Genomic DNA, 12,563 nt, shown 5'->3' on the forward strand with positions numbered 1-12,563 from the left:
GCCATGACAGAAATCGACGCAGCCCGCACAGGGCTGGAGGATGTCGAAGAGGCACTCAAGGACGTCATCGACCCCGAGCTCGGGGTCAACATCGTGGACCTCGGGCTGCTGTACGGCCTGAAGTACTCGGAGGATGACGGCGCGCTGCTCATCGACATGACACTCACCACGGCGGCATGCCCGCTCACCGACGTGCTCGAGGAGCAGGTCGGCAAGGCGCTGGACGGCGTCGTGGACGAGTGGCGCCTGAACTGGGTGTGGATGCCGCCATGGGGCCCGGAACGGATCACCGATGACGGCAAGGACCAGATGCGCGCCCTCGGGTTCAACATCTAAAGCTACCGCTTAAAGTACGACGGCGGCGGGCCACCTCCAGGTGGCCCGCCGTCGTCGTTTCAGTTAAAGGGTGGCGGCTAAAGGCTGGCGGCGCTGAAGGTATCGCACTGGTTGATGTCGCCGGTTTTGTAGCCCTGGTAGAACCACTTCTGCCGCTGGGCACTCGATCCGTGGGTCCAGCCCTCGGGCGAAACACGGCCGGTGGCTGCTTTCTGGATCCGGTCGTCGCCCACGGCGGACGCCGCCGAGAGGGCGTCGTTGAGGTCCTTCTGCGTCAGCGGCTCCAGGAAGGGCAATCCGGACTTGGGATCCTTCTGAGTGGTGGCGTAACGGGTCCAGAGCCCGGCGTAGCAGTCCGCCTGCAGTTCCACCCGAACGGCCCCGGACTCTGCACCCTGTGGATCCTGCTGGGCCTTGTCCAGGTCACCAAGGATGTTCTGGATGTGGTGGCCGAACTCGTGGGCAACCACATACTCCTGCGCGAGCGGGCCGCCGGACGAGCCGAAGCGGTCCACGAGTTCCTGGAAGAAGCCGGGGTCGAAGTAGGCCGTGGTGTCGGCCGGGCAGTAGAACGGGCCGACCTCCGACGTCGCGGCGCCGCAGCCGGTGGGGGTACCGCCTTCGAAGAGTACGGTTCTGGGCCGCGGGTACTTGACCTTGTAGTCGGCGAGGTAAGCGGGCCAGAACGCATTGAGACTGTTGACGGTGCCCTTGATGCGGCAGTCGAGCCGCTGGTCAGCGTCGGCGCCGGTCTTGCAGGCCTCCGCGGTGGTGGTCTGGCCAGCACCGGGCTGTTCCTGCCCCGGACCGACCAGTCCTTCGAGCAGTTGCGGATTGATGCCGAACAGCGCCGCGAGGAGGAGGACGATGCCCCCGCCGATGCCGCCGCCGATCTTCGTGCCGCGGCCCATTCCGCCGCCGCGCCGGTCTTCCACCTGGGATGGGTCCAGCTCGACCCCGTCGTTGAAGCTCATGTTGTCACAATAGTCTTTGCCAGAGGGCGAAGAGACGCATCCGCCGGTAAAGTTGGTCCGATGCCTTTTCTCAACAGACTCCAGCGCTGGGCTGATGACCGGCCCGACGACACCGCCGTCGTCGTGGCAGGACAGCGGCTCACGTGGGCCGCCCTCCGCGACGCCGCGGAGGCCGCTGCGGCGGACAATACAGCCGATGTGATGGTGCTCGCGCAGCACAATTCCACCCGGTTTGCGATTGACTTCGCCGCGGCCGTGGCGGGGAACCGGCAGTGCGCGGTGCTGGATCCGACGTGGCCGCGGCCCATGCGGGAGGAAATCGTCCAGCGGCTGGGCGCTGCAGCGGTCGCAGTCCCTGGCGGCCCCGGGTCACCGCTCAGGGACGGGGATCCGGCGTCGTCGTTCCTGATCGGGCTGACCTCCGGCACCACGTCCGTGCCAAAGGCCTTCACCCGTTCGCGGCAGTCCTGGCAGGAGTCCTTCGAAGCCTCGATGGAGTTCTTCGGCCTGGGCCCGGAGGACAAGACGCTGGCGCCAGGACCGCTCGCCGCGAGCCTTAACCTGTACGCCCTCGCCGAGTGCCTCTACGCAGGTTCGGAGTTCCACACCCTCGAATCCTTCGACGTCGGGGACGTCCACACTGCCATCACCTACGACGGCATCACGCGGCTGGTGCTGGTCCCCACCATGCTGCGGCTTCTCAGCGAACGCGGCCTCACCGGAGGCGTCGACGCCTCGGGCGTGCGGACCATCATCTGTGCCGGCTCGAAGCTGGACGCCCGTACGCTTGAGGCGGCCCGGCGATGGGCCCCCAACGCCACCATCTTCGAATACTACGGCGCCTCGGAGCTGAGCTTCGTCTCCGGCACCGGCCTTGCCGCCGGGGAACCGCTCGACGCCGGCGGCACGGGCATCGGACGGCCGTTCCCCGGCGTCGACGTGCGGATCCTGGATGACACCGGAGCCCCGCTCCCGGACGGCACCGCCGGGAACATCAGTGTTCGCAGCGGCATGGTCAGTAACGGCTACCTGTGGGGCGACGACGGCCAGGCACTGCGGTGCTTCGACGGGTGGTTCACGGTAGGGGACCAGGGCTACCTGGAGGACGGCGAACTCCACATCCTGGGCCGCCGCGCGGACATGATCATCACCGCGGGCAAGAACGTCTATCCGCACGAAGTCGAACTGGCCCTCGCATGCGTGCCCGGTGTGGCCTCCGCAGTGGCGGCCGGCATGGCCGACGACGTCCGGGGCCAGCGCGTCGTGGCCGGAATCGTCCCGTCGCACGGCGGCGTCACGGCCACCCAGCTCAAGGCCGGGCTGGAGGACATCCTGGCCAGGGACAAGCGGCCGCTGCAGTACTTCGCCCTCGCCGAGCTCCCGCTGACGGACCGCGGAAAGGTCAGCCGGCGCATCATGCTGGACTGGATCACCGCCCGGGACTCGCGGGCCCGGCGCCTTGTCTGACGTGCACCTGGAGACGCCGGCGGCGCTCCCTGCCGAGCGGCAGCCGGTCATCATTGCCGCCCTGCGCACCCCCATCTGCCGGGCCAACGGCCAGGTCAGGCATCTCCGCGCGCATGAGCTTCTCGCCCCCGTGGTCAACGCCCTCCTGGCCCAAACCGGCGCGGCACCGTCAGAAGTGACCGACGTCGTGATCGGCAACGCGGTGGCCGGCGGCGGCAACGTGGCGCGGCTGGCGGCCCTCGAGGCCGGGCTTCCGGTCAGCGTCCCGGGACTCACGGTGGACAGGCAGTGCGGCTCCGGCCTGGACGCCATCGTCCTCGCGTCCCGGCTCGTCGCCGCGGGCGGCGGCGTGTATCTGGCCGGGGGAGTGGAAAGCATCAGCACCGCACCGCTGCGCGCACACCGGAACGACGACGGCGGCCCCGCCTTTTTCGCCCGGGCCCAGTTTGCGCCGCACAGCCTGGGCGACCCGGACATGGGGGTGGCCGCGGAAAACGTGGCGGCCGAGTTCGGCATCAGCCGCGCCCGGCAGGACGAATTCGCCCTCCGGAGCCACCGCCGGGCTGTGGCCGCTGCCGCGGACGGTGCCTTCAGCCGGGAAATTGTCCCGCTTGCTGCTGACTCCGGAGAGGTGGCGGCGGACGACGGCCCCCGTGCCCGGCTCAGCGAGGCCCTGATGGGCAGGTTCCCGGCAGCCTTCGTGGAATCCGGAACGGTCACGGCCGGAAACTCCTGCTTCGACGCAGACGGTGCCGCCGCCGTCGTCGTCACCTCGGTGGCCCGCGCGCGCGAACTCGGCGTTCGGGACGGGCTCCTCGTCGTGGGGACGGACACGGCCGGCGTGGAGCCCCGGCTCCTTGGCATCGGTGCGGCGTCGGCCGCACGGCGCCTGTTGGCCTCGCAAGCCGTGGCGGCGGAGGATGTGGATCTCGTGGAGTTCAACGAGGCATTCGCCTCCCAGACGCTCGCTTGCCTCGACCGGCTCGGCATCGAACCGGAGCGGGCCAACGCCGACGGCGGTGCGCTGGCGCTCGGGCATGCGTACGGGGCCTCGGGCGCCGTCCTCGTGACGAGGCTGCTGGCTCAGGCCCGGCAGACTCCGGACCGGAACAAACTCGCGCTGGCCATGATCAGCATCGCCGGCGGAATGGGCACAGCTGCCCTGTTCCGGTACGTCAGGCTGTAGCCGGGCCGGCAATCTTTCCGCCGGCGGCGCGTGCAGCCGCCTTCCGAGGGTGCAGGCGTTTACTCTGGTCGTTGCCGACGCACACATGAAGGACAAGACCATCGCACGCCCTGCCACCACGACGCTGACCATTCTCACTGCCTTGCTCCTGGCCGGAGGACTTGCCGGCTGCAGCCCGGCCGCATCGGCCGCCCCCGGAGCGCTGAAGCCGGAAGCAGCGGCCGTGGCGATTGCCCAACTCGGCACCATTCCAGTGAAGGGCCGCGCCCCCAAGACCGGGTACAGCCGCGATCAGTTCGGCGCGGCATGGGCTGACGTGGACCACAACGGATGCGATACCCGGAACGACATTCTTGCCCGCGACCTGACCGGGGAGACGTTCAAGCCCGGCACGCGGAACTGCGTGGTGGCTTCGGGCACGCTGTCAGACAAGTACACGGGGACGACCATTAAGTTCGTTCGTGGCAGCCAGACCAGTTCAGCCGTCCAGATTGATCACATCGTTCCCCTCAGCGACGCTTGGCAGAAAGGTGCCCAGAAGATCGGCGCCGAGCTGCGCAAGCAGCTCGCCAACGACCCCCTGAACCTGATGGCCGCTGACGGCCCCACCAACTCAGCCAAGTCCGACAAGGACGCAGCCACCTGGCTGCCCCCGAGCAAGCCTTTCCGGTGCGAGTACGTAGCCCGCCAGACAGCCGTCAAGGCCAAATACAAGTTATGGGTCACCCAGGCCGAACATGACGCCATCGCCAACATCCTGAAGTCCTGCTCCTGACAACGGCTGCACCGTACCTCGCCGCGCGATGAGTAACTCCACCGGAAGGGCTCTCAGTCGTCGTCCGGCTCGCCCAGGCCGCGCGCGGCCAGCGCGTCCCCGGTGTGGCGGGCGTAGGCAACGGTGGTGATGAAGACCGGCAGGACCAGCGCGCGGGGGTTGCGTTCCAGGCCCCTGGCCCGGGCTGAATCCCGGACGTCCCCGAAGGCCCCGGCGATGAACGGGATGCTGCGCAGCATGATGGCGATGGTGAGCGCAAACCGCTCAGGGTCCGCGCCGAAGCGCCGGAACGGACGAGCCAGGGACACCACACCGTCGAGAAGCCGGTGCAGCGGCGTGGTTGCCGTCAGCAGCGAGGCCGCCACCACGCAGAGCAGAATGTTGAGGACAATGCGGGCCGCCGTTGGCGCCCCGAGCTGCCACCACTGGAACAGGCCGACGGCCAGGAGGACGGGCAGCAGCGGCCGGACGGCGCGGAAGAGGCGGGCCGGCCCCGCACCGCTGAGCAGGAACAGCGCGCACATCAGGGCAACCGCTGCGGCGGCCAGGCGCCAGTCCACGATTAGGAATGAGGCCATGCCGCAGGCGAGGACCACCAGGAACTTGAGCCAGATCGGCATGCGGTGCATCACCGACGTCCCTGGCACGTAGTTGGCGAGCAGGACGCCGCCGCCCCTCACCGGGCGCTCCCGCCGGTCGGATCAACCCTGTTCGCCACGCTGTGTCCGCCGGGAGCCTCAAGGCTGTTGGCGCACAGGGCGCGGTAGTGCGCCACGGCGGCGGCAGCACCGCCGTCGTACGCTATCCGGCCGGACTCGACAACCAGGACGCGGTCCATGTCGAGGGCAAGCTCAAGGTCGTGAGTTGACATGACGATCTGCTGGCGGAGACCGGAAAGCGTGCGGCGTAGCAGTTCGCGGTTCCGGAGGTCCAGAAGCGTGGACGGTTCATCGAGGACCAGCACGTCCGGTTCCACTGCCAGCACCGCGGCCAGGGCAAGGAGCTGCCGTTCCCCGCCCGAAAGCTCGTAGATGCTCTGGTCCGCCAGGTGGAGGAGACCGAAGCGGCTTAGTGCGGCGTCGGCCTGGCGGCGGCGTTCCGGGCCATTCCGTACGGAGCGCCGCAGTGACAGTTCAACGTCCTCGCGGCCGGTGGGCATGACCAGCTGGGACAGCGGGTCGGTGAAGACAAAGCCCACCTGCTGCCGGACGGCACGAACATTCCGGACGGTATCCGAGCCGTTGACAGTGACCGTCCCGCCGGTCGGTGCCACGAGGCCGTTGAGCAGGCGCAGGAGCGTGGACTTGCCGGAACCGTTGGCGCCGATCACGCCGATCCGCTGCTCGGTCAGGCTGAGGGTCACGTCCTGGAGCAGGACCTTGGGGTCCGGGCGGCCGTCGACGGCAACCCGGACTTCAACGTCGCTGAGGGCGACTGTGCTCACTGCTGCGGAGTGGCTTGCTGCGCCGCGCCCTGCGAGCCGGCGGCTGAAGCAACCGGTGCGCCCAGCGGCCGGACACGCCGGACCAGCAGGTCAGGGAACGCCTTGTGCAGGGCGAGGGCGACCGTGACGGCCAGGACGTTCTTGATGATGTCGCCCGGGTAGTAGGCGAGGTCTGCGAGGAAGGCCTTGGACAGTTCAAGCTTGGCGTTGACCATCATGCCGAGCACGCCGAGCCCGTGGACCACCACGATGCTGGTGACCATGGCGGCGGCAAACAGCAGCACGCCCCGGTACTTCACGGTCCGGCGGATGACGACGGCGGCAAGCCAGCCGACCGCTGCAGCAGCAAGGGGGAACGCAACGATGTAGCCGGCAGACGGGCCGGCCAGGATGCCCAGCCCGCTGCGGCCGCCGCTGAAGATGGGGAGGCCGGCGAGACCGAGGAGCGTGTAAAGACCGACCGCCGCGAAGGCCCGGCCCGGGCCGAGGGCCAGTCCGGTCAGGATCACGGCGAGCGTCTGCAGCGTGATGGGGACGCCCAGCGCGCCCACCGGGATGGCCGCAACGAGCGCCGAGCCGGCCACAAGCGCGGCGAAGACGGCGATGAGTCCGAGGTCGGTGGCGTCCCAGCGGCGGCGTTTGGCTTGCTGGCCGGTGGCGGACGAATGGGTCTGGGTCATGGGAGGTCCTGTCGGAGGGGTACAAACAATTATCGGCTGATGTTGACGCTACTGGCCCGGGAATAAGCCCATTTTGTAGTGGTCCTACAAGACCGGGCCGCCGGGGCTGAATGCACGGCACAAATGAAGGCGCTGCGTCCGGCGCAAGTGGCGTGTAGCGCGTCGCCCAGCGCCCGGTTATGTAGCCTTGCTGCGCCCGGTAGACTTGTAGGGGCCGTTCTCCCGGCCGCACCGCCCCGGCACCCACCAGATTCCATCCGCTGTGCCGCGGCGTTCCCTGTTGTGAAAGGCCTTACCTGCTTTGATTACCGTCCAGGATCTTGAACTGCGCGCCGGCGCCCGGCTGCTCATGGACCAGGTGAGCTTCCGGATCGATAAGGGAGACAAGATCGGCCTCGTGGGCCGTAACGGTGCGGGAAAGACCACCCTGACCCGCGTCCTTGCGGGCGAAGGCCTTCCGGCGGCCGGCAAGGTGACCCGCACCGGCGAGATCGGGTACCTGCCGCAGGACCCCCGGACCCCGGACATGGAACAGCTCGCCCGGGACCGGATCCTCTCCGTCCGCGGCCTGGACATCGCCGTCGGCAAGCTCCGTGTGGCCCACGAAGAGATGGCCAGCGAAGACGCCGCGGTCCAGCGCAAGGCGATGAACCGCTACGACCGGCTCGAATCCGAGTTCCTGGCCGCCGGCGGCTACGCTGCCGAAGCCGAGGCCGCAGCCATCTGCTCGAACCTCGCCCTGCCGGACCGCCTGCTGAACCAGCCGCTCAAGACCCTGTCCGGCGGTCAGCGTCGCCGCGTGGAGCTCGCCCGCATCCTGTACTCGGATGCCGAGACCATGCTCCTTGACGAACCCACCAACCACCTCGACGCCGATTCCATCTCCTGGCTGCGTGAGTTCCTGAAGAACCACCAGGGCGGGCTGATCGTCATCAGCCACGACACCGAACTGCTCGAAGCGACGGTGAACAAGGTCTTCCTGCTCGATCCCAACCGCGCCCAGATCGACTTCTACAACATGGATTGGAAGCGCTACCTCACCCAGCGCGAAACCGATGAGCGCGCGCGCAAGCGTGAGCGCGCCAACGCGGAGAAGAAAGCCCAGGTCCTCTTCGACCAGGCCAACAAGATGCGGGCCAAGGCCACCAAGGCCGTCGCCGCGCAGAACATGGCCAAGCGTGCGGAACGCCTGCTGGGCGGCCTCGAAGCCGTCCGCGCGCACGACAAGGTGGCAGCCCTGCGCTTCCCGGATCCGTCGCCCTGCGGCAAGACCCCGCTCACCGCCGATGGCCTGAGCAAGTCCTACGGCTCGCTGGAAATCTTCACCGACGTGGACCTCGCCATCGACCGCGGCTCCAAGGTGGTCATCCTGGGCCTCAATGGCGCCGGCAAGACCACCCTCCTGCGCATGCTCGCCGGCGTCGACAAGCCGGACACCGGCGAGGTCGTTGCGGGCCACGGCCTGAAAGTGGGCTACTACGCCCAGGAGCACGAGACGCTCGATGTGGACCGCACCGTCCTGCAGAACATGCGATCCTCCGCCCCGGACATGAACGACGCGGAAGTACGGAACATCCTGGGCTCGTTCCTGTTCTCCGGCGACGACGTCGACAAGCCCGCAGGTGTGCTGTCCGGCGGCGAGAAGACCCGCTTGGCGCTGGCCACCATCGTGGCCTCGAGTGCGAACGTGCTGCTCCTCGACGAGCCCACCAACAACCTGGACCCCGCCAGCCGTGCTGAAATCCTCGGGGCCTTGAGCAACTACACCGGCGCCGTCGTCCTGGTGAGCCACGACGAAGGTGCTGTCGAGGCCTTGAATCCTGAGCGTGTTGTCCTGCTGCCCGACGGCATCGAGGACCACTGGAACGAAGACTACCTGGACCTGATTACGCTGGCTTAAGCCTCGCTTGTTGCGGCTGGCGGCGTATGGTTGCGTCCGCTTCGCAGCGCGCGTAATTTGCCGCGTGCTGGCTCGTTCTCCCCACCGTCTCCCTAACCTCGCAAGCTCGGCCAGGGAACCCTGACGGCGTGGGCCCACGCCTTTGACGCACGCTACGCAAATCACCCTCGCCGCTGCGCTAGCGGTCATGTCACCCCCTGCGGGAGCTAACGTACCTGGAGTTCCTTGGCTGCGGTAATTCTTAGCAACTCTTTGTAGGTGATGGAGAACATTGAGTTGTGGTCTCCGGCTCCTGCCCAGAGGAGTTCGTGGCTTTTGAGGGATTCGTCCAGGAGTGTCGTGATTTTCTCCGGGTGGCCTACCGGGGCCACGCCTCCTACTTCCTGGCCTGTGTGGCGGAGGACGAAGTCCGGGGCGGCGCGGCGGATCTTGCCGCCGCCCAGCTGCGAGGCCACCAATCGCACGTCCACCTTCGCCGCTCCGCTGGCCAGGATCAGCAGGGGAGCGCCGTCGAGTTCGAACACCAGGCTGTTGGTGATGGCCGCGACGTCGCAGCCGAGCGCGGCGGCCGCGGCGGCCGCCGTCGGGACTTTTGAATCAAACACCGTCACGGTGTCCTCGGCGCCCAGGGCGGTGAGGGCCTGCTTCACGTTGGCCACAGGTCCGGGAAAGGCATCACGTGTCATCGCTCAGTAGCCCTGGGCATCCAGGATCGCGTCTTCCTCTTCTTCCGCCGTGGGGTGCTTGCGCTTCCGCGGTGCCGGCGGACGACGGCGGGCCCCCGCATTGGCGCCGGAGGCCGAACCGACGGCGCCGCCCGCTGCTTCGGCGTCCTCGGCGTCGATGACGGCGTTCCGGGCCTGCTGGCGGGCGGCGTAGCCGAACCCCACAAACATCAGGATGCCGAAGGCGAACCACTGGAGCGAGTAGGACAGGTGCGTCCCCTCCTCAACCGACGGCATCGGGAACGCCTGCGGCATGTCCGCCACGGGCGGTGTCTCGGAGGCGAGCTGCCCGTAAGCTCCCGTCAGGAGCGGGTAGCCCAGCTGCGCGGAATACGCCGACAGGTCGATGGAGGCGAGCTGCCCGTCGGGAGCGCCGCGCTGCAGCGCGGGTTCGCCGTGCTTCAGCCGGACAACGGCGGTGACCTGCCCGGCAGGCGGGGCCGGAATGGAATCCGGGCGCCCCGGGTTGTTGTTTCCGATCGGCAGCCAGCCGCGGTCAACCACCACGGTTTCGCCCGAGACGAGCCTGAACGGCACCACCACTTCGTAGCCCGGCTGCCCGTTGAGCGGACGGTTACGCACAATCCGCTGCCCCGATATGTCGTAGCTGCCCCGGAGCTCCACCTGCGCCCATTCACGGTCCGGATCAAGCTGCCGGAAGTCGTTCCTGGCGTCGGTGAAGCTGATGGGCGTGGCCGAATAATTGGAGGTGACGCGCTGGATCTCGGCGAGCGTTTCGGCGCGCCGGTCCATCTGCCAGCGGCCCAAAAAGACGCAACCCGCGGCAAAAATCGCGGCCATCAGGAGATACCCCAGCCATTTGCTGGAGAACAGAAAGCGGTACATTCAGCCGTTCCCGCCGGTCGCCGGTGTGGGCTCAAGCGGGACGGTGTCCTTCCAGAGTCCCCGCGTCTGGAGATAGTCCTCCAGCCATTCCCTGTGCTCCCCGCACGCGAGCCAGACCTTGCGGCGCTCCGGCGTGTGGATCTTCGGGTTGTTCCAGAGCAGCTGCCATGACGCTTCGGCCCGGCAGGCCTTGCGTGAGCACATAGCCGCGGACGCCGGCCCGGCAGTCTCGCCGATTCCGCCGCCCAGGTTAAAAAGGTTCATGAAGCTTTCTGTCCCCGGTCGTCGTCGTCTTCATCGCTGATCAGTTCGCCCTGCAGCACCGCCGGCGGGTCTTCCGGATACCCGGAGCCCTCCGCTTCCCCGGCCCATTGGCCATCGGCTGCTTCCAGTTCAGCGTACGGAGCGTAGTCGAGCAGGGAGTCGCTGTGGATCTCGGCTTTGTCGGAGCCGTTGGCGATCACCACGGCAATCCACGGCAGGAAGAGGGCCCCGGCCACAGCAACGAGCTTGAACCAGCCATCCACCACGAAGATCAGAACCAGGCAGACCATGCGGATTCCCATGGCCACCGCGTACTTGATCATCCGCTCCCGCATGTCTTCGGAATGCGCTGCAGCCGCGTCCGTGATGCTGTGTACCTCCGGATGACCGGATGCGGCGTCACGCTTCTCGGGCATCGGCTGTCCGGGCTGGTGTTCAGGTGTCACGGCTGTCTCATCACGCTCCAATTGCTACCCCAATTCTCTCACCATCCGGGGGAGCCTCCCAAACGGGGGCTAAGATCGGAGGCAGTAAAAATCCAGCCACCACAGCGGAGCCAGGCTTCGCGGAAACCCGGAGCACTCATGTCTGAAGCAGCAACCACGGCCCGAAGCGTCCTCATCACCGGCGGCAACCGCGGCATCGGACTGGCCATCGCGGAGGCCTTCCTGGCCAACGGCGACAAGGTGGCCGTGACCTACCGGAGCGAATCGAAGCTGCCGGAAGGCATCCTGGGGGTCAAGGCCGACGTCACCGACGAGGCATCCGTTGACGCCGCGTTCGCAGAAGTTGAAGCCGCCCACGGTCCCGTCGAGGTGCTGGTGGCCAATGCGGGCATCACCAAGGACACCCTCCTGCTGCGCATGAGCGAGGACGACTTCACCTCGGTGATCGACACGAACCTCACTGGAGCGTTCCGCGTGATCAAGCGGGCCTCCAAGGGCATGATCCGGCTGCGCAAGGGCCGTGTGGTCCTCATTTCCTCCGTCTCCGGCCTCTACGGCGCCCCGGGGCAGATCAACTACTCGGCCTCCAAAGCCGGGCTCGTCGGCATCGCGCGGTCCCTCACGCGTGAACTGGGCTCGCGCGGCATCACTGCCAACGTGGTGGCTCCGGGCTTCATCAACACCGACATGACCGCCGAGCTCCCGGAAGCCACGCAGAAGGACTACCTCTCCAAGGTGCCCGCCGGGCGCTTCGCCGATGCCTCCGAGGTGGCCAACGTGGTGCGCTGGATCTCCAGCGACGAGGCCGCCTACATCTCCGGTGCGGTCATTCCGGTCGATGGCGGACTGGGCATGGGCCACTAACCGCCGCTGACTTTTCCTGCCTTGCCCGCGCCACGTCGGCGGCAACCTCCGCATGCCCCCGGGCGGCAAGTCCTGCCACCACGCCGTCGACGTCGGCGTCGGGCCGGTTCTGGCTGAGTTTCTTCTTTGCCTCGATCCGGGTGATGAGCAGTTCGACGCCCACGATGGCGCGCAGCTGGCCCGAAATGTAGCGCTCCGGTGCGTCGTCCACGGTCCACGGCTGCTCGGAGCCTGCTTCGTGGAGGTCGGTCAGGCGCCGTACCTGCCGGTTGAGCCAGTCGGCGTCGTCATGAACGGCGAGCTTTCCGTAAACGTGCGCGGTGGAGTAGTTCCAGGTCGGCACCACCCGTCCGTGCGCTGCCTTCGACGCGTACCACGACGGTGAAATGTAGGCATCGCCGCCCTGAATGATGACGAGTGCTTCGCCGATCACAGGTTCAGACCACTGAGGGTTGTTGCGGGCAAGGTGTCCGAGCAGCGCGCCGTGTTCGCCGATCGAGGGGTCGTAGACGAAGGGCAGCATCGTGGCGAGGATTCCTTGCGGGGTTGCGGTCACCAGGTTGGCCGCCGCAGGCCTCGCAAGGAGCTCCTGGACTGCATCGGGGTGGACTGCAAAGTGCTCTGGTGTGTACATGGGATGTCCTTATGCTGGATGA

The 12,563-nt window shown here is 67.6% G+C and carries 15 protein-coding genes; 6 read left to right on the forward strand and 9 right to left on the reverse strand.

The window, feature by feature from the left end; all coding sequences use genetic code 11:
* Positions 1-3 precede the first annotated feature (3 nt).
* Entirely contained in the window at positions 4-336 is a 333-nt protein-coding gene (locus tag ABFP37_RS06590; protein ID WP_003798940.1) for a metal-sulfur cluster assembly factor, read from the forward strand.
* A 77-nt stretch (positions 337-413) separates the two neighbouring features.
* Here ABFP37_RS06590 and ABFP37_RS06595 read toward each other — a convergent pair whose 3' ends face one another.
* A complete protein-coding gene (locus ABFP37_RS06595) occupies positions 414-1,310 on the reverse strand; it encodes a neutral zinc metallopeptidase (RefSeq protein WP_078029381.1) in 897 nt (298 codons plus the stop codon).
* 60 nt (positions 1,311-1,370) lie between these two features.
* Here ABFP37_RS06595 and ABFP37_RS06600 point away from each other — a divergent pair, with 60 nt between their 5' ends.
* The 3 genes from ABFP37_RS06600 to ABFP37_RS06610 are packed head-to-tail and all read left to right on the forward strand — an operon-like array spanning position 1,371 to position 4,738.
* Positions 1,371-2,777, forward strand: a complete 1,407-nt coding sequence (locus tag ABFP37_RS06600) for an AMP-binding protein (protein ID WP_078029382.1) — start codon at positions 1,371-1,373, stop codon at positions 2,775-2,777.
* Position 2,778: 1 nt separating this feature from the next.
* Positions 2,779-3,963, forward strand: coding sequence for a thiolase family protein (locus ABFP37_RS06605; protein WP_347033117.1), 1,185 nt, complete (start codon positions 2,779-2,781; stop codon positions 3,961-3,963).
* A gap of 49 nt (positions 3,964-4,012) precedes the next feature.
* Positions 4,013-4,738 (forward strand): HNH endonuclease family protein, encoded by a 726-nt coding sequence (locus ABFP37_RS06610; RefSeq protein ID WP_347033068.1) that lies wholly within the window; start codon positions 4,013-4,015, stop codon positions 4,736-4,738.
* A 53-nt stretch (positions 4,739-4,791) separates the two neighbouring features.
* Here the strand turns inward: ABFP37_RS06610 and ABFP37_RS06615 are convergent, their stop codons facing one another.
* From ABFP37_RS06615 to ABFP37_RS06625, 3 genes are read right to left on the reverse strand one after another with little or no spacing between them, the layout of a single operon-like run.
* Positions 4,792-5,418, reverse strand: coding sequence for an energy-coupling factor transporter transmembrane protein EcfT (locus ABFP37_RS06615; protein WP_078029385.1), 627 nt, complete (start codon positions 5,416-5,418; stop codon positions 4,792-4,794).
* Entirely contained in the window at positions 5,415-6,182 is a 768-nt protein-coding gene (locus tag ABFP37_RS06620) for an ABC transporter ATP-binding protein (RefSeq protein WP_078029386.1), read from the reverse strand. The genes ABFP37_RS06615 and ABFP37_RS06620 overlap by 4 nt, the downstream gene beginning before the upstream one ends.
* Positions 6,179-6,862: a biotin transporter BioY gene (locus ABFP37_RS06625; RefSeq protein ID WP_078029387.1), complete on the reverse strand. Its 684-nt coding sequence runs from the start codon at positions 6,860-6,862 to the stop codon at positions 6,179-6,181. The genes ABFP37_RS06620 and ABFP37_RS06625 overlap by 4 nt, the downstream gene beginning before the upstream one ends.
* Before the next feature lie 301 nt (positions 6,863-7,163).
* On the opposite strand from ABFP37_RS06625, the gene ABFP37_RS06630 reads away from it, so the two are divergent.
* Complete coding sequence (locus ABFP37_RS06630; RefSeq protein WP_078029388.1) at positions 7,164-8,762, forward strand: ABC-F family ATP-binding cassette domain-containing protein; 1,599 nt, start codon at positions 7,164-7,166, stop codon at positions 8,760-8,762.
* A gap of 206 nt (positions 8,763-8,968) precedes the next feature.
* On the opposite strand, the gene ABFP37_RS06635 is transcribed toward ABFP37_RS06630, so the two are convergent.
* From ABFP37_RS06635 to ABFP37_RS06650, 4 genes are read right to left on the reverse strand one after another with little or no spacing between them, the layout of a single operon-like run.
* Positions 8,969-9,448, reverse strand: a complete 480-nt coding sequence (locus ABFP37_RS06635; protein ID WP_078029389.1) for a YbaK/EbsC family protein — start codon at positions 9,446-9,448, stop codon at positions 8,969-8,971.
* 3 nt (positions 9,449-9,451) lie between these two features.
* Positions 9,452-10,333 (reverse strand): SURF1 family protein, encoded by an 882-nt coding sequence (locus ABFP37_RS06640; protein ID WP_347033069.1) that lies wholly within the window; start codon positions 10,331-10,333, stop codon positions 9,452-9,454.
* Positions 10,334-10,597, reverse strand: coding sequence for a hypothetical protein (locus ABFP37_RS06645; RefSeq protein WP_347033070.1), 264 nt, complete (start codon positions 10,595-10,597; stop codon positions 10,334-10,336). It lies immediately after the preceding gene.
* Complete coding sequence (locus ABFP37_RS06650; protein WP_347033071.1) at positions 10,594-11,043, reverse strand: DUF3099 domain-containing protein; 450 nt, start codon at positions 11,041-11,043, stop codon at positions 10,594-10,596. Before ABFP37_RS06650 ends, ABFP37_RS06645 begins: the two co-directional genes overlap by 4 nt.
* A gap of 138 nt (positions 11,044-11,181) precedes the next feature.
* Here ABFP37_RS06650 and fabG point away from each other — a divergent pair, with 138 nt between their 5' ends.
* Positions 11,182-11,907: a 3-oxoacyl-ACP reductase FabG gene (fabG, locus tag ABFP37_RS06655; RefSeq protein ID WP_347033072.1), complete on the forward strand. Its 726-nt coding sequence runs from the start codon at positions 11,182-11,184 to the stop codon at positions 11,905-11,907.
* Here fabG and ABFP37_RS06660 read toward each other — a convergent pair.
* Entirely contained in the window at positions 11,870-12,541 is a 672-nt protein-coding gene (locus ABFP37_RS06660) for an FMN-binding negative transcriptional regulator (RefSeq protein ID WP_347033073.1), read from the reverse strand. The genes fabG and ABFP37_RS06660 overlap by 38 nt on opposite strands.
* Positions 12,542-12,563: the final 22 nt, after the last annotated feature.

It is taken from the genome of Burkholderia sp. RS01 (assembly GCF_039748055.1).
Lineage (GTDB): Bacteria > Actinomycetota > Actinomycetes > Actinomycetales > Micrococcaceae > Arthrobacter.

Bases quoted from the DNA above. Each gene is read 5' to 3' on its own strand.
- ABFP37_RS06645 (WP_347033070.1), bottom strand. From the start codon at position 10,597: ATGAACCTTTTTAACCTGGGCGGCGGAATCGGCGAGACTGCCGGGCCG.
- ABFP37_RS06635 (WP_078029389.1), bottom strand. From the start codon at position 9,448: ATGACACGTGATGCCTTTCCCGGACCTGTGGCCAACGTGAAGCAGGCC.
- ABFP37_RS06640 (WP_347033069.1), bottom strand. From the start codon at position 10,333: ATGTACCGCTTTCTGTTCTCCAGCAAATGGCTGGGGTATCTCCTGATG.
- ABFP37_RS06595 (WP_078029381.1), bottom strand. From the start codon at position 1,310: ATGAGCTTCAACGACGGGGTCGAGCTGGACCCATCCCAGGTGGAAGAC.
- fabG (WP_347033072.1), top strand. From the start codon at position 11,182: ATGTCTGAAGCAGCAACCACGGCCCGAAGCGTCCTCATCACCGGCGGC.
- ABFP37_RS06590 (WP_003798940.1), top strand. From the start codon at position 4: ATGACAGAAATCGACGCAGCCCGCACAGGGCTGGAGGATGTCGAAGAG.
- ABFP37_RS06600 (WP_078029382.1), top strand. From the start codon at position 1,371: ATGCCTTTTCTCAACAGACTCCAGCGCTGGGCTGATGACCGGCCCGAC.
- ABFP37_RS06660 (WP_347033073.1), bottom strand. From the start codon at position 12,541: ATGTACACACCAGAGCACTTTGCAGTCCACCCCGATGCAGTCCAGGAG.
- ABFP37_RS06625 (WP_078029387.1), bottom strand. From the start codon at position 6,862: ATGACCCAGACCCATTCGTCCGCCACCGGCCAGCAAGCCAAACGCCGC.